Annotated in this window: 25 protein-coding genes; 3 read left to right on the forward strand and 22 right to left on the reverse strand. The window is 37.1% G+C overall.

Features of this window, described 5'->3' with window-relative positions; all coding sequences use genetic code 11:
* Nucleotides 1-45 precede the first annotated feature (45 nt).
* From NC797_RS04170 to NC797_RS04185, 4 genes are all read right to left on the reverse strand, one after another.
* Nucleotides 46-552: an RsfA family transcriptional regulator gene (locus NC797_RS04170; protein WP_272435448.1), complete on the reverse strand. Its 507-nt coding sequence runs from the start codon at nt 550-552 to the stop codon at nt 46-48.
* A gap of 67 nt (nt 553-619) precedes the next feature.
* Nucleotides 620-1,447: an enoyl-CoA hydratase/isomerase family protein gene (locus tag NC797_RS04175; protein ID WP_272435449.1), complete on the reverse strand. Its 828-nt coding sequence runs from the start codon at nt 1,445-1,447 to the stop codon at nt 620-622.
* 112 nt (nt 1,448-1,559) lie between these two features.
* Nucleotides 1,560-1,733: a 50S ribosomal protein L32 gene (gene rpmF, locus NC797_RS04180; protein WP_272435451.1), complete on the reverse strand. Its 174-nt coding sequence runs from the start codon at nt 1,731-1,733 to the stop codon at nt 1,560-1,562.
* A 92-nt stretch (nt 1,734-1,825) separates the two neighbouring features.
* Nucleotides 1,826-2,356, reverse strand: a complete 531-nt coding sequence (locus NC797_RS04185) for a YceD family protein (RefSeq protein ID WP_272435452.1) — start codon at nt 2,354-2,356, stop codon at nt 1,826-1,828.
* Between the two features lie 166 nt (nt 2,357-2,522).
* On the opposite strand from NC797_RS04185, the gene NC797_RS04190 reads away from it, so the two are divergent.
* Nucleotides 2,523-3,734, forward strand: coding sequence for a nucleotidyltransferase (locus NC797_RS04190; protein WP_272435455.1), 1,212 nt, complete (start codon nt 2,523-2,525; stop codon nt 3,732-3,734).
* 129 nt (nt 3,735-3,863) lie between these two features.
* Here the strand turns inward: NC797_RS04190 and NC797_RS04195 are convergent, their stop codons facing one another.
* Together NC797_RS04195 and NC797_RS04200 are read right to left on the reverse strand one after the other, a co-directional pair.
* Nucleotides 3,864-4,895 (reverse strand): SepM family pheromone-processing serine protease, encoded by a 1,032-nt coding sequence (locus tag NC797_RS04195; protein WP_272435456.1) that lies wholly within the window; start codon nt 4,893-4,895, stop codon nt 3,864-3,866.
* Nucleotides 4,876-5,679, reverse strand: a complete 804-nt coding sequence (locus tag NC797_RS04200; protein ID WP_272435458.1) for a patatin-like phospholipase family protein — start codon at nt 5,677-5,679, stop codon at nt 4,876-4,878. Before NC797_RS04200 ends, NC797_RS04195 begins: the two co-directional genes overlap by 20 nt.
* A 182-nt stretch (nt 5,680-5,861) precedes the next feature.
* Between NC797_RS04200 and ylbJ the strand changes: the two genes are divergently transcribed.
* On the forward strand, nt 5,862-7,070 hold the full coding sequence (ylbJ, locus tag NC797_RS04205; RefSeq protein ID WP_272435459.1) for a sporulation integral membrane protein YlbJ: 1,209 nt from the start codon (nt 5,862-5,864) through the stop codon (nt 7,068-7,070).
* Between the two features lie 315 nt (nt 7,071-7,385).
* Here ylbJ and coaD read toward each other — a convergent pair whose 3' ends face one another.
* The 9 genes from coaD to NC797_RS18355 form a co-directional block, all read right to left on the reverse strand.
* Nucleotides 7,386-7,883 carry a pantetheine-phosphate adenylyltransferase gene (gene coaD / locus NC797_RS04210; RefSeq protein ID WP_272435461.1) on the reverse strand — a complete coding sequence of 166 codons (498 nt, stop codon included), beginning with the start codon at nt 7,881-7,883 and terminating at the stop codon, nt 7,386-7,388.
* The gene (rsmD, locus tag NC797_RS04215; RefSeq protein WP_272435462.1) at nt 7,880-8,449 is read right to left on the reverse strand and encodes a 16S rRNA (guanine(966)-N(2))-methyltransferase RsmD; all 570 of its coding nucleotides are present in this window, start codon (nt 8,447-8,449) and stop codon (nt 7,880-7,882) included. The genes coaD and rsmD overlap by 4 nt, the downstream gene beginning before the upstream one ends.
* 361 nt (nt 8,450-8,810) lie before the next feature.
* Nucleotides 8,811-9,086, reverse strand: coding sequence for a YlbG family protein (locus NC797_RS04220; RefSeq protein ID WP_272435463.1), 276 nt, complete (start codon nt 9,084-9,086; stop codon nt 8,811-8,813).
* 68 nt (nt 9,087-9,154) lie between these two features.
* Nucleotides 9,155-9,598 carry a YlbF/YmcA family competence regulator gene (locus NC797_RS04225; RefSeq protein ID WP_272435464.1) on the reverse strand — a complete coding sequence of 148 codons (444 nt, stop codon included), beginning with the start codon at nt 9,596-9,598 and terminating at the stop codon, nt 9,155-9,157.
* A 52-nt stretch (nt 9,599-9,650) separates the two neighbouring features.
* The gene (locus NC797_RS04230) at nt 9,651-9,884 is read right to left on the reverse strand and encodes a YlbE-like family protein (RefSeq protein WP_272435465.1); all 234 of its coding nucleotides are present in this window, start codon (nt 9,882-9,884) and stop codon (nt 9,651-9,653) included.
* A 12-nt stretch (nt 9,885-9,896) separates the two neighbouring features.
* Entirely contained in the window at nt 9,897-10,313 is a 417-nt protein-coding gene (ylbD, locus tag NC797_RS04235; protein WP_272435466.1) for a spore coat protein YlbD, read from the reverse strand.
* A gap of 125 nt (nt 10,314-10,438) precedes the next feature.
* A complete protein-coding gene (locus tag NC797_RS04240) occupies nt 10,439-11,512 on the reverse strand; it encodes a CAP domain-containing protein (protein WP_272435467.1) in 1,074 nt (357 codons plus the stop codon).
* A 161-nt stretch (nt 11,513-11,673) separates the two neighbouring features.
* Nucleotides 11,674-12,108 carry a CBS domain-containing protein gene (locus NC797_RS04245; RefSeq protein ID WP_272435468.1) on the reverse strand — a complete coding sequence of 145 codons (435 nt, stop codon included), beginning with the start codon at nt 12,106-12,108 and terminating at the stop codon, nt 11,674-11,676.
* Between the two features lie 178 nt (nt 12,109-12,286).
* Complete coding sequence (locus tag NC797_RS18355) at nt 12,287-13,009, reverse strand: YugN family protein (RefSeq protein ID WP_334313182.1); 723 nt, start codon at nt 13,007-13,009, stop codon at nt 12,287-12,289.
* A 222-nt stretch (nt 13,010-13,231) separates the two neighbouring features.
* Between NC797_RS18355 and ytvI the strand changes: the two genes are divergently transcribed.
* Nucleotides 13,232-14,290: a sporulation integral membrane protein YtvI gene (ytvI, locus tag NC797_RS04260; protein WP_272435470.1), complete on the forward strand. Its 1,059-nt coding sequence runs from the start codon at nt 13,232-13,234 to the stop codon at nt 14,288-14,290.
* Nucleotides 14,291-14,361: 71 nt separating this feature from the next.
* On the opposite strand, the gene NC797_RS04265 is transcribed toward ytvI, so the two are convergent.
* The 7 genes from NC797_RS04265 to cyoE form a co-directional block, all read right to left on the reverse strand.
* Nucleotides 14,362-14,883 (reverse strand): GNAT family N-acetyltransferase, encoded by a 522-nt coding sequence (locus NC797_RS04265; protein ID WP_272435471.1) that lies wholly within the window; start codon nt 14,881-14,883, stop codon nt 14,362-14,364.
* 38 nt (nt 14,884-14,921) lie between these two features.
* Entirely contained in the window at nt 14,922-15,380 is a 459-nt protein-coding gene (locus tag NC797_RS04270) for a DUF420 domain-containing protein (protein WP_417168680.1), read from the reverse strand.
* Between the two features lie 192 nt (nt 15,381-15,572).
* Nucleotides 15,573-15,887, reverse strand: coding sequence for a cytochrome c oxidase subunit IVB (gene ctaF, locus NC797_RS04275; protein ID WP_272435472.1), 315 nt, complete (start codon nt 15,885-15,887; stop codon nt 15,573-15,575).
* Nucleotides 15,888-15,890: 3 nt separating this feature from the next.
* On the reverse strand, nt 15,891-16,511 hold the full coding sequence (locus tag NC797_RS04280) for a cytochrome (ubi)quinol oxidase subunit III (protein ID WP_272435474.1): 621 nt from the start codon (nt 16,509-16,511) through the stop codon (nt 15,891-15,893).
* Nucleotides 16,511-18,367, reverse strand: a complete 1,857-nt coding sequence (gene ctaD / locus NC797_RS04285; RefSeq protein WP_272435475.1) for a cytochrome c oxidase subunit I — start codon at nt 18,365-18,367, stop codon at nt 16,511-16,513. The genes NC797_RS04280 and ctaD overlap by 1 nt, the downstream gene beginning before the upstream one ends.
* A 35-nt stretch (nt 18,368-18,402) precedes the next feature.
* On the reverse strand, nt 18,403-19,461 hold the full coding sequence (coxB, locus tag NC797_RS04290; RefSeq protein WP_272435476.1) for a cytochrome c oxidase subunit II: 1,059 nt from the start codon (nt 19,459-19,461) through the stop codon (nt 18,403-18,405).
* 82 nt (nt 19,462-19,543) lie between these two features.
* Entirely contained in the window at nt 19,544-20,482 is a 939-nt protein-coding gene (gene cyoE, locus NC797_RS04295; protein WP_272435477.1) for a heme o synthase, read from the reverse strand.
* Nucleotides 20,483-20,923 lie beyond the last annotated feature (441 nt).

Genomic DNA, 20,923 nt, shown 5'->3' on the forward strand with positions numbered 1-20,923 from the left:
ATTTATACATAAACAAATGACCTAAACGATTAAACCAACGATACACTAGTTTGCCTCCTGTTTGCTGTCATCTTTATGAGAGGATTCAACCCAATCCCACAGCTGCCCCATTTCTTTCCATGCTGCATGATACCTATTTAACTGTTCTTTCAATTCCTGTATTTCTTTTTTTAAATCCTGTAATTGATCTTCATTAGAATTCATTGGCTTGCTAGAAGAACTATCTATTTTCATTTGCTCAAGCAAAGAAATAGCCGTTTCAAGAGGATTATGTTCAGTATGTGTTTCTTTAGGAGCATGAGTAGTATCTTCTAATAATTGCTTTTCTCCTTGTTTTCTTTCCTGCTTTGCTAGCTGAACAGCCTTTTGGTATTGTTTCCTAATGGTAGCATTCCAACGAAATCCGCATGCAGCAGAAGTTCTAGATAGTTTCTTTGCCACTTCCTTAAAAGCTTCTAATTGGGTTTTACCTTCGCGAATATGACGCAATACTGTTTCTGCAAGTAATATATCTTCATCTTCTGTCCACGCATCTTGTCTTGTATGATTCATTTCTTCCCTCCTCGTATCCGTTTGCTATCAATGTATGCGAGAAATAGGGGTGATAGAATCATTCTTTCTATTTTTTTGCTTTTCGATCTAAAAAAGCATTTACTGCGTCTTTATGGGATGGTGATTCCCATAACCTAGCACAATTTCTTACTTCTTCGTCCATTAGCGCGGATAGAGATAGCATAGAGAGCTTTTTACTATATTGTTGTTTAAGCAATCGAACTAATTCAACAGGTTTTGATAGAAAAGGGGATAGTATACGGTTATAATCGTTTAATTCTTCTCTACTTACTAACTTATTAATCCAGCCCCATTCCTGTACTATTTTACTATTATACATTTCTGATTCCATCAACCATTGATAGGCACGGATAGGTGTGATTCGTTCATACAACAACACACCACCGCCCCATCCCGGTGTTATGCCAAGCTGTCCTTGAACAAACCCAAAGGACTGATTTTCTACTGCAAAGCGAAAATCGCAAGCTGTCGCAAGCTCACAACCACCACCTCTTGCTTCACCATTTAATAAACAGATTGTGGGAACAGGAAAAGAGGCGATTTGATACAACACTTGCTTCATTTGATATAGAACATGGAATGCTTGATCTGCTGACAAGTCCCCATGAAGTTCTGTTAGATCACCACCGGCACAAAATGTTTTGTCACCTTTTGCGGTGATCACCAAACATTTGATGTCCTGTTCATTTTCTGCTTTAGTGACTGCATCCGCTAATTCACTTGCCATTTTTGACGATACTGCATTACGCTTTTCTGGTCGATTAAGTGTTAAAATAATAAAACCGTTGCGATCATGTTCATATTCGATTGTTTCGTATGCCATTCGCTTAACACTCCGTTTCACTTTCGCTTTTATACTTATATAGTTTACCATACGCACCACCAAAATCGAAAAGGACGTCTGATGTAATCAGACGTCCTTTTTCTAGCATGAGCAATGAGGATATTTATCGCTCATTCGTAATTATATAGCTACTCGATAGCATTTACTGTTCAACCACTTGTTTTCCATCATATTGTCCACAAGATTTACAAACATGGTGGGGTTTTGTGTACTCACCACAATTTGAACATTCTACCATACCAGGTACGTGTAATTTCTTATGCGTACGGCGTTGATTTTTTACTTTTTTAGACGTTTTTCTTTTAGGTACTGCCATGTCTTACACCTCCTTTATATCCAAAACGACAATCTCTTAAAGAGGATGTTTTTTCAAAAGTTTGAATGGTGGTTTAACCATCACTCTGTCTTTTAACGATTTTCCCCTATATCGTCATCATCAAGTAATGACTGTAATTTTTGCAGACGTGGATCCACTTTCTTTTCCACTTTATCTGTAACTGTTAATTCCCAGCCTTCTCCTTTTGTTATTGCATTTTCGAGGACTTTTTCATCTTTTGAAAACACACGAAAAGGAACTTCCAATAAAACATTTTCCTTGATATATGGTGTTAAGTCAAGGATTTCTCCATCAATCGGATGAATTTCTGATTCGTCCCCTTCCTTATAGTACGGAGAAGTGGAGAAAATCTCCTTCGTTTTTATATGGAAAGGATACGGAACGTCTGCAAGTGTACGCGCACAAGGTAAAACCATTTCTCCGTCAATGGTAAAATCTAACGTAATTTCGTTACCTTGCATTGTGCCTTGCCCTTTCACATGAACGGGCTTCATTTTTCTAATATCATTATTCATTTCTTCTAATTCCGACACATTAACAAATTCTTCAAAATAATAAGGACTAGATCCATTTATTTTAAACTTTTGAATCGGAAATTTCATTTGAATCACCCCATGGCAACAAAGGTTATTTTAAAAGGAATTAGGCATTTTGTCAACATTTTTTCTTTACAGTGCGCAGTGCGGTTATTCACATGTACCAACAATGATGCACATTTTTATACTATTTGGTAAACTAATACTAATCATACATAGGAGCTGTTGAAACATGGAAGCATGCGGTCTTATTGTCGAGTATAATCCTTTCCATTATGGACATCAACTTCATTTCTCTCAATCCAAACAGCATTCTGGTAAAAAATGCATGATCGCTGTTATGAGCGGTAATTTTTTACAACGTGGTGAACCAGCCATCATAGATAAATTCCACCGAACTACTATTGCGCTGCAGGCAGGTATTGACCTTGTTGTTGAACTGCCATTTGCCTACAGTGTTCAAAACAGCGATCTTTTTGCAAAAGGTGCCATTTTAACATTAAAACAATTAGGTGCATCAGCGATTTGCTTTGGTAGTGAACATGGGGATATAGCTGATTTCATTCATGCCTACGAACTTTATCAAGGAAAACAGGCACACTTTAAACAAGAACTCAAAAAACAACTTGTTACAGGACTGTCTTTCCCTGAATCCAGCAAACGAGCATACCAGTCTATTGGCCTTGACCAGGGTAACATAGATTTGACAAAACCAAACAATATTTTAGGGTTTAGTTATGTAAAAAACATTTTCGATTACCAAGCAAATATGGAACCATTAACGATTAAACGATCAAAAAGCGGATACCACGATCCAGAGATCACGCACCGAATAGCTAGTGCGACAAGTATACGAAGCGAACTTTTTACACACCATTCGATAACAGATAAAGCCGCCAATTCTCTGCCTTTAGATGCACAGCGAGAACTACAGTCCTATAAAAAAAAGACTGGGTTCTGGCACAATTGGGAACGATACTTTCCGTTTCTGCAATACCGAGTTCTAACAATGACAACAGAAGAGCTTCATCAGATAAACGGTATGGAAGAAGGGTTAGAAAATCGCATCAAACAAACTGCAGAAAAAGCAACAAGCTTTAACGATTGGATGCAATCAGTAAAAACTAAACGCTACACATGGACACGACTTCAACGACTTTTCACTCATATTTTAACCAATACGAAAAAAGTTACACTAAAACCATACATAAATGAATCAAGAATTCCTTATATTCGGTTACTAGGGATGTCGAAAACTGGTCAGTCTTATTTAAATGAACAAAAGAAAAAAATAGATGTACCAATGTTAACTCGAATTCAACATGGAATCCATCCCTTCTTAGACCTTGAGGAACGTGTTTCTGATGCATACTATAGTGTTCTACCACCACTAGTAAGACAAGACTTAAAGCACCAGGAGTTACAGCCTCCTATTCGAATTTAAGTGCGTGTTCAGAATGTCGTCGCTTATCATTTGGTGACTTTTTGAACAATCTCGATGATGCTAAATACTTGATGGGTCCGTTGCTTTAAGTGACAAACGGACCCATAGGTATTCTACATGTTTCCTATTTTACTTTTTTGGCTTTAATTTTTCTAAATAGTTCAGCGCGTCTTCAAATGTGTCAACAGGCACAATTTTCATGTTCGAATCAATTTCCTTTGCTGTCTTTACAGCAACTTCATAATCTGAACCTGATGCGCCATTTTCATTAGGGGCAAAGAAAATAGAACAGCCTTCCTCATTAGCTGCAATCACTTTTTTGTCTACTCCACCAATAGGTAATACTTTTCCATCGTACGAAATCTCACCTGTACCTGCAATTTGGTATCCTTTTGTTAAGTCATTTTCTGTTAACTGATCGTATATTTCCAGTGAGAACATGAGGCCAGCACTCGGACCACCGATATTTCCACTAGAAAAAGTGATATCAGGACTTACTTCTACACTCCGATCTGTAACAAGTTGAATACCAACCCCCACTTTGTCATCTAAATCCGGGAATTTTTCTAGTGTAATGCTTTCTTTTAGTTCCTTACCATCTCTTTTCACCGTTATATCAACAGTATCTCCTGCTTTTTTGGTTTCCACAAACCCAATTAAGTCATCTGTTTGCTCAACTGGCTGACCATTAACTTGAGTAATATTATCCCCTGCTTGGAGTTTTCCATCAGCAGGCATTCCCTCAATAACAGCAACAACATAAACTCCCTTATAATCTATTTCAATATCTTTATTTGCTGCCTTATACGCTACAACCGTTGCTGCTTCCTGAGAGTTTTCCATTAATTGAAGCTGAGCATTAAAATATTCGTCTTGCGTAATTCCTTCTGGCATTATTTGGTCAATTGGATAGATTTCTTGATAGGGTAAAATCTTTGCCAAAACATATTGAACAACGTTTGCTTGTCCGCCTCGTACCGTTACTAAATGCATATCCCCTTTGCTTTCAAATCCACCATCTACTTTTATTACAGGATTGAGAGGATCTGCACCACCAGGCTTATAGACATAATAAGGAAGGCGATAAACTACGAGAAATACTGTAAGAACAACAACAATTAGTGCAACAATAAAATATCGTTTATTTCGAATTTGAGTCATTTTTATTCTCCTTCCATGCTTCAATACAGGTGATAATGTCACCTAATTTAGTCGTGGCTTCTTCTTCTCCTTTTTCAATAATTTGCTTTGTGTTTGTAAATGCACGAGTACTATACTCGGTAACATCAGGCTTTAGCATAATGTTTGTATCCATTTCACCATGCTTTACTAGTTCATCTTGCATAATATCGATACTCTGTAACATCACATCGTAGATCGAGTGAATCTCAGTTGTAGGTGTAAAATGAGCACAATCAACCGCAATTACGATATCTGCCCCCATTTCTCTTGCAATAGAAACGGGTACTCGATCAATTACGCCACCATCGACATACAATTCCCCGTTAATTTCTTCTGGAACAAAAATGCCTGGAATAGAAATGCTTGCTCGGATAGCTTGTGCGATATCCCCTTCATAAAATACTTTTTTATGACCTGTATACAGATTGGTAGTTACGATTCCAACCGGTATTTTACACTCCTCTATCTTTTTTTGATATGTAAACAGGCGAATATAATCTTTAATTCTGTCACCCTGAATGAAACCCATTTTCGGTACTGTAAAATCAAGGAAGTATTTCCGCTTAAATGCAAGTGCCATTCGATACAAATCTTTCATTTCCTGTCCTGAAGCATATAATGCACCTACAAGCGCACCCATACTACTTCCAGCTATAAGATGGACTGGAATTTTATTTTCAGTTAAAACCTTTAATACTCCTAAATGGGAAAAGCCCCTTGCTCCCCCTGATCCTAAAGCTAATCCTATCGTTGGATTTGACAACAATTCTCTCTCCTTAGACAAACGTTTTACATATCATATGGCATAATTGGAGGTTCTATGAGCGTATATTGATAAAAGAACTGCTTGTACTGTACAACGTATTACAAGCTATTCACATTTTACTATTATCAAAAACGGAAGTACAGAAAAGTGAAGTGTTTGACCGATAGGGGGCTTGATTAGTGAAAGCAAAGTTAATGTCTTTAGGCTTTGCCGGAACTGCCTTTTTTATTGCTATTTCTTTGATAAAATTTCCAGATGAGGCATTAAAGGCAAGTATTCGCGGACTTAATATGTGGACAGAGGTCGTATTTCCATCCCTCTTGCCTTTTTTTATAACAGCTGAGCTTCTTATCGGCTTTGGGGTCGTTAAGTTTATTGGTGTGTTGTTTGAACCAATTATGCGTCCATTATTTAACATACCTGGGGCAGGCAGCTTTGTATGGGCAATGGGAATGGCGAGTGGTTATCCCTCTGGAGCAAAACTAACGGCAAGACTAAGACAAGAAGAACAACTAACGAAAACAGAAGCAGAGCGTCTTGTATCCTTTACGAATTCATCAAATCCGCTCTTTATTTTTGGTGCGATTTCTGTCGGCTTTTTTCATGATGCACAACTGGGCATTCTGTTAGCTGTGAGTCATTACGGCGGAAATACCTTAGTAGGTGTTTGCATGCGCTTTTACAAAAGGAAGGACCGGTCTAAAAGAAGCATACATGAAAGACGGTCGATCTCACTATCTAAGGCTTTTCGTGAACTACATCATACCCGAATGAAGGATGAAAGACCTTTGGGTAAAGTTTTTGGTGATGCTGTCATCCAATCGATCCAGACCTTATTAATGATTGGAGGATTCATCATTATGTTTTCCGTATTTACAAAGCTATTGTTTCTGGTCGGTATCTCTCAGATGATTTCTAATTTCTTAGAAATCATCCTAAATATGATGACATTACCACCTGAACTGGCTATGCCAATGTTTTCAGGACTTTTCGAAATAACATTAGGTGCACAAATGATCTCTGATTTAGATTTTTCCAATATGTTACCAATAGCAATTATCTTGAGCATCATTTTAGCTTTTAATGGCTTTTCAGTCCAAGCGCAAGTAGCAAGTATAATAGCAGATACAGACATCCGATTTGCTCCCTACTTTTTTGCAAGGCTTTTACATTGTGTCATTGCGGCATTGTTAACGATTATCTTATTCAAACCGTTGTATTTAAATGAGCAAGCGACACAATTTCAAAATATTCCTGTATTTGCTTATGAAAAAACGCAAATATGGTCGGTGTTACTCGAATGGCTATCTACCTTTGGACCAATCCTTACAATTAGCACTCTCTTTATAGGTTGCATCATTCTTGCACGTCGCTTTAGGATCCGGTAAAAGTGCGTGTTCAAAAAGTCGGCAAATTAGAAGCAAGCAGGTCGAGGCGGCGCTGTTTTGAGTAACGGAGCGAAAGCTTGTTGCTTCGAAAGCATTGCCTCGCACGAAGAAAAAGTGTTCTTCTTTTTCTAAGGATATGCTTTTAATACGTGAGTAACGGAAAAACAAGCCAGTTAAGGAATTACAGGCTAAGACCGCCACGTCCTGTGGCAACGCCTGCATGACCCACATCGTGTGGGCCTGAGATGCGCAACTTATCATTTGGTGACTTTTTGAACAACCTCTAAAAGTGCGATGGCTGACCAATACACATGGTCAGCCATCTACTGCATTACGCTGGAACTTCTTTATTAATGCACGTTCCACAACCTCTGGAACCAAATCTGACACATTGGCATGGTATTTCGCAACCTCTTTCACGATACTAGAGCTTAAAAAAGAGTATTGATTATTCGTCATTATAAAAAATGTTTCAATTTCCTCATTAAGCTTGCGATTCATCGAAGTGATTTGCATTTCGTATTCAAAGTCACTGACAGCTCTCAACCCACGTAAAATAGCGTGAGCGCCTTTTTTTGTTGCATAATTCATTAATAGATCACTACTCGAATCAACTGTTACATGATCGATATCCTTTGTGGCTTCCTCTAGTAATGAAATCCGCTCTGCAACGGAAAATAATGGGGCCTTGGATGTATTATGAAATACCGTTACAATCACTTCATCAAAAACGTTTGCACCTCTTTGAATAATATCCAAATGACCGTATGTAACTGGATCGAAACTTCCCGGGCAAATTGCCAACCTACTCACACTGTGACCTCCTCTGTTAATTGGTATAATGAAATCGCTGTAGTATTTCCGTATGTGTCTGACTTCAGTCGTTTATAATTAGCTACTTGGTCTGGCAGTCTCACTTTTGCCTCGTGTTCACACACAATCATACCACTTTCCGTTAACAAACTGTACTGACCAGCCGTTTCTATTAATTGTTCATAGGAAACCTTTCCATATGGCGGGTCAAGAAAAATGTAATCAAAAGCTAATTCTCGCTTTGCTGCCGCTTTTAACGCACGAAATGCCTCTGTTCGAAACACTTCTGCACGATCCTCGATCCTTAGCATTTTTACATTATCGTAAATGGTCTGAATTGCCTTTGGTTGTTGATCAACAAAAATAACCCTGTCTAGTCCCCTGCTAATTGCCTCAATTCCTAAATTACCACTTCCAGCAAAAAGGTCTAAACCAATTCCGCCATCAAAATAAGGACCAATCATTTGGAACAATGCTTCTTTCACTTTGTCTGTTGTTGGCCTTGTCAGTCGACTTGGTACAGCCTTTAGTGGCCTACCTTTATGTACACCAGCAATGACTCTCATTAGCAGGCACCTCTCTTTTATTATTCGTGATTTATCCTACCATAAAAATAGCTGAACAGGAAATGGATGAAAGGAACCTTCTTTCGTTAAGGCTTGTTGCCGACACGAAGTTATTTTTTTTCAAACTTACGTATATAATTTATTTGCTTGTCCATAATAACTTAGTGAAGCGGCTAACAAACAAGTTGGTTGCTTCAAGAACACGGAGAAGACTTACGTTTCCCCATAAGTTCTTCCTCCGGTTTCTCCTCTCCCTTTGCCTTTTTGTTTTCTAATTAGAAAACAAAAAGGGCCTGCAGATGATCTCTGCAGGCTTTTTTTATCGTATTTAGTTGTTTCTTAATCACAGTAGCTCCACACATTATATTCCCATTTTATAATCATATTCCTTCGCTTTGTCTGGCTTTGCATTGTCGTATTCAGTGGGAATAAATGGTTTAAAGGAAGGTGCAGTTTTCGAGACAAATGGAAGTCGATTTAACTTATTTTCTATTTCACCTAGATCTTCTTGATTCACATACAATACCGCATATTTTTCACTTTTTGACACGTAGATTAGGTGGCCAAATCGTTTTAAATGTTTTACATTTTTCATATGTTGGAACCAAACAATCAATCCTTGCCTTTTCGTCCTCATCCTTATTCCTCACTTCTAGTATCATTGGATTTGCATCACTTTTCTTGTAATGGGGGACAAAACTTTTATTAAGACGCCCTGCAACCACAACCACTGCTACCACTGCCACAACCACAGCCACCTTCTGTTAATGCGGCTCCATCCTTTGGTACTTTAATTTGTGCACTAACACTAAATGCAACGTGTTGACTAACTTCATCTAGCAGCTTCTGTAAGTTTCTTTCTGCAATTTTGTATGCAGCTACTTTATCATTCATATCCATATCCCTTTTCGTAGTACGGATTTGTTTCATAATCGTATTATAATCAGGGTGATATCTCCCAAATCTCTCTACATCTTCATATTGTTCCTTTGTGCGTTGAAAAACAGATATGAGATGCTGTGCTTCTTTATCTTGATAAAGGTCAGACTTAGCCCTCTGATATGCTTCCATCACATCGGACTGTAGAATGATCCTTCCTATTTCTTCGGATTGATCTAAAATATCTACCATTTCCATCGTGGCGATCATTTTCCCACCTCCGAACCTATCATATCAAATTTTACGTATAAAGAAAACAGGTTCAATCTTCTGTTGAACCTGCTAGCTGCATGAGCATGGATACCATTTGTAATTTACCTCCAAATTTTTCGATTTTTTGAGGAAGGGTTCTACCATAGAATACTTTTGCCTGTTCCTCTAACACTTGAATTTGACTCGGATCCCTTGTTAAACTACGATACCAATCTGGATGCATTCGAATAAAATGAAGTAAGTCTGATCTTGACCGTAAATAGTAATATAAAGAAGGCTGCATCATGATGTCCTCCTAATCTTTATTCATGTAATATGGTGGATATGGTGGATATACGCCTGATTTTTGTTTTTTGTAGTCCTGATATTGCCCAACCAATTGCTGTATATTTGAAACAGCACCATTCAGTTGTTCAATGTGCCCTTGAACCTTTTCTACATCTATTTTTTCAGCTATTTTCATTAAATTTTCTACTAATTCCTTTTGTTTGTTTTTCTTAGCAGATTTTTGACTTTTCTTCTTGATCCCTTTCTTTTCTCCAACTTTTTTATAGTTTTCCCAGTATGGATCGTCTTCTCCTAATAATACCCACTTCTCATAATAGGGTTGCCAGCTCTCCCCAGATTGTTTCACCTTTCGAATCAATTCTGGATGAGATTTAACAAAGGATTTAAACTTCTCAACAGATGAATCTAACTGTTTGTCAGCCACCAATAATCACCTCAAATATGTCATCCTGCCTTTCGTAGTTATTAGTAGTTTATGTAATTATATAGGCAGTGTGACGGAAAAAATATTCATGTTTTGTGTAATGCTTGTAGAGGGTGTTCAAAAAGTCATTGTTTTTTTAAAAAATTTTGGGTGTAATAATATCGGTATACGCCAACACCTAGATCTGAGTAATCATCTGTTAACATAGCCTTTCTATGCCCCTCACTATTTAGCCAGCCTTCCACTGCTGCAGGGGCATCTGGATATTGTGCTGCTATATTTTCTCCAGCAGCTGAATAAATGATACTCTTTTCTTTTAACCTTTCCTTTAATCCGTTTCCATCAGGTGAAAAGTGAGAAAAATAATTGTTTAAAGCCATGTCTTTACTATGGCCAAATGCTACTTCAGCCACACGGTCATTCCAGTCGAGCATTGATTTATCAAATCGATTTCGAATAATATTTGTCAAGTCAAAAACCTGCTGTTCCATGCCTGAATCAATCTCTTTCCATTCCTCTTTACTGTTTGTCGGTTTTTCTGGAAGTTCCCCACGATAGGAAATCTTGTACGGTCGCTGCAACAATAGAACAGATGTATTTAGCACTCGAATGGATGATAAGCTTTCGGTAAAACGATCAAAATAAAACTGAATAAAAATATCATCTTTTACTTTTACCAAAGGTCGTGTTTCTAATTGATCTTTCGTTAGTTTGAACTCATATGTTTGAAATTCCTCTGATAACGAAACCTTTTCGTTAAAATCAAATTGCTCATTCACTTCACCGTATCCTTGTCCGATTTGAGCCGGTTCTGCAGATAGATTTTCTCCTGTTGCATATACAGTAACGACCTTATCATTTTCTACACCGAACTGGATATATTGATTTTCTTGATTGGTATAGACCCACCATGTATACCCATATGAACTTAGGTCTTTACGCGTAGGTGCACCAAATTCTCCTTTCAATGTACTAGCTGTTTTACCAATCCACTTATAGAGCTGGCCGTTTAGCTTAATGGTATCTTCTTCATTTTGCTTTGGTGAATCCTTAGGTGAATCTCTTTGGACTTGTTCTAAACTCAGATCATCTTTCGTATCTGTCTCACTATCATTCACCTCTGACGCATCAAATGAGTAAGCATAATAGGCTCCTCCACCTAGTAATAGTAATAGAACGAATAATTTTATTCCCCTCATAACCCTTCTGTCTCCTTTTCTCTTCTTATCACTATTATAGTAAAGAATCTATTTTTTATGATAGAAAAGAGAAATCCATAATATTTAATATGTAAAAGACCTCCATTAGAATGATGGAGGTCTTTTATCACGCGGATCTTTGTCAAACTCAATTCTATTCTTTAATGAATTCCATGGTGATGGTGTTCAGAAATTTCTTCTAAAGCCTGACCAGCCGCATCGTTTGATTTTCTCTCAAGTGCCAAATCACCTAGAGAGACAATTCCAATAAGTTTTCCGTTTTCAACAATAGGAAGTCTGCGAATTTGTTTCTCAGCCATAAATTTGCTTGCTTCTTGCACACTCATTCCAGGATCAGCGGTATATAAATCGTCACTCATAACCTCTCTTATTTTTGCGGAACCATCTTTTTTCGCAGCGTATCCACGTAATACAAGGTCTCGGTCTGTTACCATCCCAATAAGTTCGCGGTTTTCCTCGCAAACAGGTATAGCACCAACATCATGATTCTTCATTTCATTAGCAACTTTGCTTAATTCATCATCCAGTTTACAAATAGTCAAATCTGTAGCCATAATATCTTTTACCGATTTCATTTAACATTCCTCCCTGAACAATTATAGGATTACTTAAAAAGAACCCTCGATATCATGATTCCCTAAACAAAAAATAACTTGCATGAAACTTTTTGAACAACCTCTTTTAGTGCGTGCTCAAAAGAAAAGGCACCCTGCTCCCATGGCAGAGTACCTTAAGTCCATTTTATTCTTCGTTTTATTGGATATCATCTAAAGAAACTACACCAACAAGATTACCATTGACCGTAACAGGAAGTCGGCGAACGTTATGCTGTGCCATTAACTTTTTTGCTTCATCTATACTTGTGTCAGGCTCAACGAAAGCTAAATCACCATTCATTATTTCACTTACTTTAGTAGTCCCGGGTTTTTCTTCTGCAAACCCTTGTAAAACGATGTCATGTGCAGTTACCATTCCTACTAATTTTTGTTCAGAGTCACATATTGGTATTGTGTCCAAGTTATGCTTTTTCATCATTACGGATACTTCTTTCAAATCGTCCTCAGGCTTAGAAAATGTAACATCCTCTTTCATGATATCTTTAACCGAGTTAACGATATGAAAGCTTTTGATATCCTCTGTTACACCTTTAACAATATGAAATGCACGTTCCACTAAGCTGTCTGGAAATCCTTCTTGTTCTCCATACTCTACGCCGTGTGGGTAATAATGTTTCCCTAACAAAGGGGTGTTCAACTTCAAAATAGCATCCCCACTATCTACATCTCCTTCAAGTGCGTAACCTAGAATTCGAATATAATAAGTAATATTTTTTTCACTCGAACCAATTTTGTAATCATACGTAACCCGTTCATAATCCCATTGACCTGCTCGCACAAAAAGGTTGTTTTCCATAAAATGGTCTAATGGTTTTAATTCAATCGTCATTCCATCAATGCCTGTTCCTTCAATCTTCATTCCTTCCACCTCACAAAATTGATATGTATCTAAAGTAATAATAGTATGAATTAGGTCAAGTTGCAATCGATTAAAGCCATTCATTCTAAATCAAGCACAAGTATGCAGTGTTTTGTTATTGGGAAAAATAAAAAATACAAGCCTATTATCTATTCAAATAGTACACTACATGTTATATTCTTATTAGATGCTGTACCTTGGGAAAGGAGATTCATACATAAATTGTTTCGTTATTTGTCTAAACGCCAATGGATCCTAATATTATTAAGTGTTTTACTGATTTTGATCGGTTATTTTATTCTACCTGTATCTGTTCCACTAATTTTGGCTTTTATAACAGCCTTATTTTTAAACCCTTCTATAAGGTGGGTACAGTTCAGATTTAGATTAAATCGGAAAGTTTCTGTTATTATTATTTTTTTATTGTTTTTAATTGTACTAAGTGTAATCGGAACCTATGTCGTTACACGCGTAGTGACACAAATGATTAATTTTACTGAGAATGCTCCTTCCTATGTCACACAATTAAATGCAATTTTCGCTCAATGGGAAAGTGATTTAAACCGTTTTACAAAGGACCTCCCTAAAGAATTTGTGGTGCAACTAACACAAAGTATAAAAGATAACATAGACGCATTAAGTGAATTAGTAAAAGACCGTTTTCGAATAAATAAAATTGCTTCCGCGGCTGCACAAGTTCCACAATATCTAGTTAGCCTACTTGTGTATATGATCGCACTTTTCTTATTTATGCTTGAAATACCAAGGTTAAAAACAATGGTGTATGAACACTTAACAGATGAAACGGCAGAAAAGGTTCAATTCATGAACGCAAGATTAGCTTATGTTATTCTAGGTTTTTTAAAGGCCCAATTCTTGGTAAGTATCATTATCTTCGTCGTTTCACTTGTAGGTTTACTCATTATTGCACCAGAATTTGCAGTTATCATGTCACTAATTATTTGGATCATTGATTTTATCCCAATAATTGGATCCATTATTATTTTAGGGCCATGGGCGATCTATATGTTTCTTGCTGGAGACATTACAGCTGGTACCCAACTATCGGTTTTGGCTCTCTTATTACTTGGTATCCGAAGAACTGTAGAACCAAAAGTAATGGGACGGCACATTGGACTATCACCACTAGCCACTTTGATCGGGATGTATATCGGATTACAGCTTTTTGGAGTAATTGGATTTGTACTAGGGCCATTGTTAGTAATAGCTTTTAATTCAGCTAAAGAGGCTGGAATCATTAAATGGGATTTCAAGATTTAAGAGGCGTTGGAAATTGCAAATTGTTCACTATATTTTCAGATAAAAGAAATCGGCAATAATGCCGATTTCTTTTATCTATGCTTCTCTTCAAAAGACTTATTTCTAATATACAGTAATACACCATCGTCTTCACTTATACATGTAAATCCAGTTCCATGTAGCACCTTTTGAGAAGCAATATTCTTTTTTTTACAGTGTGCTTTGATTCTTTCGACGCAGTTAGCAAAGGCCCAGTGACAAAGTGTTGAGACTGCCTCTGTTGCATATCCCTGACGCCTTCTGTTTGCAACTACGTAATACCAGATCTCTGCTTCTTTCTCCGAATTTAACCTTCCCTTAAACCCAATCTCACCAACAACTATATTTTTACTTTTGTCTTTTATAATCCATGGTCCAAAACCTAATTCTTTCTGATCTGACTCGAGTTTTTCAAGGTAGTATGGAAGGATTGCCTTTAATCCATTAGACGGCCAGTTGTCATTGGGAACTGTAATACATGGAGATGCAAAAACTGCTGAACCTTTTAGCAACTGGTTGCCAAACTCAAGGGTAATAGGGGTTAACGTTATTCTTGAACTTACTACATCCATCATTGCTGATCCTTCTTTCCAGATCTCTTATGAGTACTTTACTAAAAGCCAAGGATTGCTTTGATCATACTTGTCTTTTCCCCACCCTCATAAAAAATATAAAGCAGTAAGTACACGAAAACACCTGTAATCGCAGTAAAAAACCAAATGACACTTGTTACTGGACCAATTTTTCGATGTTTTGCGATCCTTCGCTTAAAAGCTAAATTAATTGTAACGATTCCAAAAACAGCTCCAGTTGTGGCTAAAAAGATGTGAAAAATCAAAAAGATGGTATAATACAGCTTTACATCATCAGGTCCTCCAAAGCTTGTATTTCCTATAAAAATAGTTCGAGATGCGTATATGATAAAGAATAACAGGGCACTAACCGCTGCCGAAAGCATAGTACGCTTGTGTGCTGTGTATTTGCTTTGTGAAACAAAATACCAGCCGATTGCAACTAGAATAGCACTTAATACGATAAAAAAAGTACTTAACGTAGGTAATAACGGTAACATGGACAACATTCCCCACTTTCTTATTATTTCCCGTTTCATATATGTATGTCCGTCAAAAGAGACAAGGTTAACTACACTATATCATAACCATTCTTCCTTTGTAGATGATGAGTTGGTCAATTTTATGAATTTTCCTCATTGCACTATGATCCATAACCAAAAAAGACTAGGGGGTTTCCCTAGTCTTTTTCCTTACCACCAAGTAATGACGGAAAGCGTCAATATAGTTATTGTAGCAACCGTTAATCCTCCATAGAACATAAATGCTGGCATTTCGTGGTCTTTATTTTTCATATGCATAAAATAATAAAGTTGAAATATGACCTGCACAACTGCAAGGATTAAGAGAACTGGGATCACATACAATTTATCAAACTCAAAAATGACCATGGAAAACGCAATGAGCGTAAAAACGATCATTAGAGTAAATGTGATAAGCTGTTGTTTCATTTCTTCTTTATTTTTTTTTCGGTTGTATTCTGAAGAAGAATTGGAGTTACTTACCATAGTTTAACCCACCTTTCCCATTAAGTATACAACGGTAAAGATAAAAACCCAGACGACATCAATAAAGTGCCAGTACAAGCTAGCAATATAAAATTTCGGTGCGTTGTATAAGTTTAACCCACGTTTTGCATTTCGAATCATTAGGGTAATAATCCATAATAATCCAAAGGTTACGTGACCACCGTGGAAACCAACTAATGTATAAAATGCAGATCCAAATGCTGACGTTCTAAAAGTAAAATCCTCATTTGTAATGTAATTGGTGAACTCATAAATTTCAAAACTTAGGAAACCAATCCCCAGTAGAACGGTAACACCTAACCAGAGTTGCATTTTACCAAAGTTATTGTTTTTCATATGATACATGGCGTAAACACTCGTTAAGGAACTGGTTAAGAGTAACATTGTCATGACAAAAACTAGCTCAAGCTCAAAAATTTCTTCTGCTGCAGGCCCACCATTTGTAGATCCTTTAAGTGCTAAGTAAGTCCCAAACAGACTCGCAAATAGAACGGTTTCACCACCAAGGAAGAACCAAAACGCAAGAAATTTATTTTTTCCTTCAAGGGTTGCCTTTTCAGGATTATGTGGCATTTTTTCGGGATTTAGTGTGTGATCACTCATTACAATCCATCCCCCTTTTCAAGGTCTTCTTTATGAATATGATGACCGTGATCATCCTTAACAGATCGAACAAACATCGCCCCAAATGTAATCAACATTCCGCCAATTAAAACAATTAACCACCTTAGATCATCTACTTGATAAATAAACCCAAAGCTAGCGATAAATAAACCAAGTGACATGACAAAAGGTAATATAGATGAATTTGGCATATGAATATCATCTAATGGCTCAGAAGGCATTAGATTTTTGTTGCCTTCCATTTTTTCAACCCATAGTGCATCTAAACCTCGAACTAGTGGGATTTGTTTAAAGTTATAATGCGGTGGTGGGGAAGCAATCGTCCATTCTAACGTTCTACCGTCCCAAGGATCATTGCTAACTTTTTCTCCTTTAATAGCAGTGTACACCACATTATAGAAGAATACGATTACACCAAATGCCATTAAGAAAGCACCAATTGTACTGATTAAATTTCCATTATCCAACCCTTGGCCTGGTAAGTATGTCCAAGTACGTCTAGGCATTCCCATTAATCCAAGGAAATGTTGGATAAAGAATGTTAAATGAAATCCTATAAAGAAAGTCCAAAATGTAAGCTTCCCCAATTTCTCATTCAACATTTTACCGAACATTTTAGGCCACCAGTAGTGTAAAGATGCAAATATACCGAATATTACCCCACCTACAATTACATAGTGGAAATGGGCAACAACGAAGTAGGAATCCTGATATTGATAATCAGCTACCGCTGAGGCGAGCATCACACCTGTCATCCCACCTAGTGTAAAAGTAGGTATAAACCCGAGTGCCCATAACATTGCGGTTGTGACCCTAATACTTCCGCCCCACATCGTAAACAGCCAATTAAATATTTTCACCCCAGTAGGAACGGCAATTGCCATTGTAGCTACTGCAAATATTGCATTAGCAGCAGGACCTAAGCCAACGGTAAACATGTGGTGTGCCCACACCATAAATCCTAAGAAACCAATTAAAACAGTGGCGAACACCATTGCCGTATACCCGAATAAACGCTTTTTAGAAAATGTAGGTATTACTTCACTAAATACTCCAAATGCTGGGAGTATTAAAATATAAACTTCTGGGTGACCGAAGATCCAAAAAAGGTGTTCCCAAATGATTGTATTACCACCCATGTCTGGATTAAAAAATGCAGAACCGAATAAACGGTCAAACATCATTAAAAATAGACCAACTGTTAATGCCGGAAAAGCAAAAAGAATTAAAGCACTTGTTACAAAAATAGTCCACGTAAAAAGTGGCATACGCATGTAAGTCATTCCTGGTGCACGCATGTTAACGATGGTTACTAAAAAATTAATTCCACCAATTAAAGTTCCTGCACCAGAAATTTGTAGACCTAGTACGTAAAAGTCGACTCCGTGGCCTGGTGAGGTTGTTGACAAGGGAGCATAGGCTGTCCAACCTGCATCAGGAGCACCTCCTAATAACCAACTAGCATTTAATATAAGTCCTCCTGCTAGAAACAACCAAAAACCCAAAGCATTCAAAAAAGGAAAAGCAACATCTCGAGCCCCAATTTGTAATGGAACTACCGCATTCATCAGGGCAAAAATAAACGGCATCGCGGCAAAAAATATCATCGTCGTTCCGTGCATCGTTAAAAGTTCATTATAAAAACCTGCGCTAACAAAATCATTCGCTGGTTTTATTAGTTGAATCCGAATTATCATGGCTTCTAATCCACCTATAATGAAGAAAAACCCTCCACCAAATAAGTAAAGGTGGGCAATTTTCTTATGGTCAACTGTTGTTAAATAGTCCCATAAGATTGCACCAAAGCCTTGTTTCTGTGCAATTGCTGTACTCACTATTTTTAACCTCCCTTAACCTATATCCATTCCTTTTACTCACTTTCTGCATCTTCTGGGGTAATTTCTGATGGCTCTAACTGTAACAAATAATCCGCAATTTTACTTGCCTCTTCTTCCGTTACTTCTTTATAATTACCCGTCATTTTGTTTCCTGGTTTAATGCTTTCAGGATCCATTATCCAATCTACAAGGTTTTCTTTTGTCGGATCAAGTATTCCAGCGAATTTCGTTCTTGAACCAAAGCTTGTCAAGTTAGGACCAATAGCTGTTGGTGAGGACCCAAGAGCATGACAACTAATACACCCTTTGTCTGAAAAAAGTTGTTTCCCTTCCTGTGCACTAGCAGTTTCTGGCTCAGCTTCAGGGTCAACATTCTTCATATCCGTTACCCATTGATCAAATTCATCTGGACTAACTGCGACTACTCTAAAATCCATTAATGAGTGTGATGGACCACATAATTCTGCACATTTACCCCAATATACTCCTTCTTCTTGTGCTTCAATAAACATAGTGTTTTCATTCTCTGGGTTTACATCCATCTTCCCAGAAATAGAAGGTAGCCAGAAGGAGTGAATCACATCACTCGATTTCATATCAATATAAACTCTTTCACCAGTCGGTATGTATAAGTCCTGACTAGTTTGTACGTCTAGGTCATCATAACTGAAGTTCCACCAATATTGATTGCCCGTGACATTAACATTTAATAAGTCAGATCCTTCCGGTTGACCTTCCGCAAGGTCAAAAGTAGCGGTTACAGTAGGCACCGCAAGAATAAGCAACAAGATGATAGGGATCACAGTCCAGATCACTTCAAGTACTTTATTCCCCTCTACCTGTTTTGGAATAACATCCTCTTGGCCTTTCTTTTGCCTAAAACGGAAAAATACAAAGGTATAAATGACCATTACTACTAAGAATACAAAAACCATTATAACGATTGATAGTATAATGAGGTCAAGTGACACCTGTGCCCCGTAACCTTTGGGATCTAGGGCAGTCAAATTTTCGAGTCCACAGCCTGACAACACTAGAGCCGTAGATCCTAGAATGAATAGAACTCGGAATTTTCCCATCCAACCTTTCATTGTAATGATACCTCTCTTTCTAATATAATTCCTTGTTATAATTTATTTAACAACTATCCTACAAAATAGTAGGATAGTGTAGTTAAAAGATGGTCGGAAACGTTACAACAACTACAGTTACACATAATATGGTCAAGTAGTTCAATGAATAAACAAACATCCAAGTTGCCCATTTTTTATCACTTTTCACATAAAAGCCTGTCATACCAAGTATTAACCAACCAATGTTAAGTAATGTCGCAATGATTAGAAAAGTTAAGCCAAGTGAATATAAATAAAAAGGCAACGGCAGAAGGCATGCTACATAAACAACCATTTGACGTTTGGTAATTGAGAATCCATGTATTACGGGCAGCATTGGAATTCCAGCTCGCTTATATTCTTTACACTTTTTCATTGCAAGTGCAAGGAAGTGCGGAGTTTGCCAAATAAACATAATTAAAAACAAGATGAAAGCAACCATATGAAATTTAGGTTCAACAGCAGCCCATCCAATAAGTGGTGGTACAGCTCCAGACAAACTACCTATCGCTGTATTAATCGTATATCTTCGCTTGGACCACATCGTATATAGAACGACATAAGCAAACCAACCAAATGCCCCTATAATTGCAGCTTGAACAGTTGTCATTAAAAGAAGCGTTACACCAGTAACAGAAGTAGCAATCCCTAATATAAGGATCGTTTGTAAAGGAATAGACCCTGTAACTGTTGGTCGTTTTTTCGTTCGATCCATAACAGGATCAATATCACGATCATAATAATTATTAATGATACAACCACCAGCAATAATTAAAGCAGTCCCTGCCATTGCAAATAAAAAAGTTTGCCAGTTTTCTAAAAAGGAGGAGCCTGTATAATAAAGCGCTAACCAAAATCCAACAAATGCTGTCATTAAATTCGAATTTATAATCCCAACTTTAATAAGTGCCTTAAGATCTGACCATAAAGTAGTAACCTTTTCCTTATTCCCCGTATTTCCAATAACAGGTGAGGAAGATGTAATTTCCACCTTATTCAATGCTATTATCCCCTTCCAGCCCCGATCAAATCGAATATATTATCATTTGAAGTCGTTTTGTTTGGGTTGTTGTTTTGTTTAGTCTTAATAAAACAAACGAACTTATATTATTGTATCACGTATTTAATATTCAATCTAATATAGAATCTGTTTTAAACAGGATAAAACGACAAATCATGTGACGATTTTGTGAAAATACGACTCAAAACTAGGTTATCTTGTATATACCAAGTATGATGGATCAAATCTGCTACTTGACGTTTATTATTTTCCGTCTTGAAGAAATTTATCCAAATCCCCCTATATATTTCTAGCAAATAAAGGTCGACATTGCAAGGCTTTTTTACTTTTAAAGAAAATCTCAATGAGCGGTTGTTCAAAAAGTCGCATTTAAAGATGAAAGTTTTACAGCAACATGGTAATATAGCATTTGTATGTTTA

Origin of the sequence: Terrihalobacillus insolitus (assembly GCF_028416575.1) — a bacterium.
Taxonomy (GTDB): Bacteria; Bacillota; Bacilli; order Bacillales; family Amphibacillaceae; genus Terrihalobacillus; species Terrihalobacillus insolitus.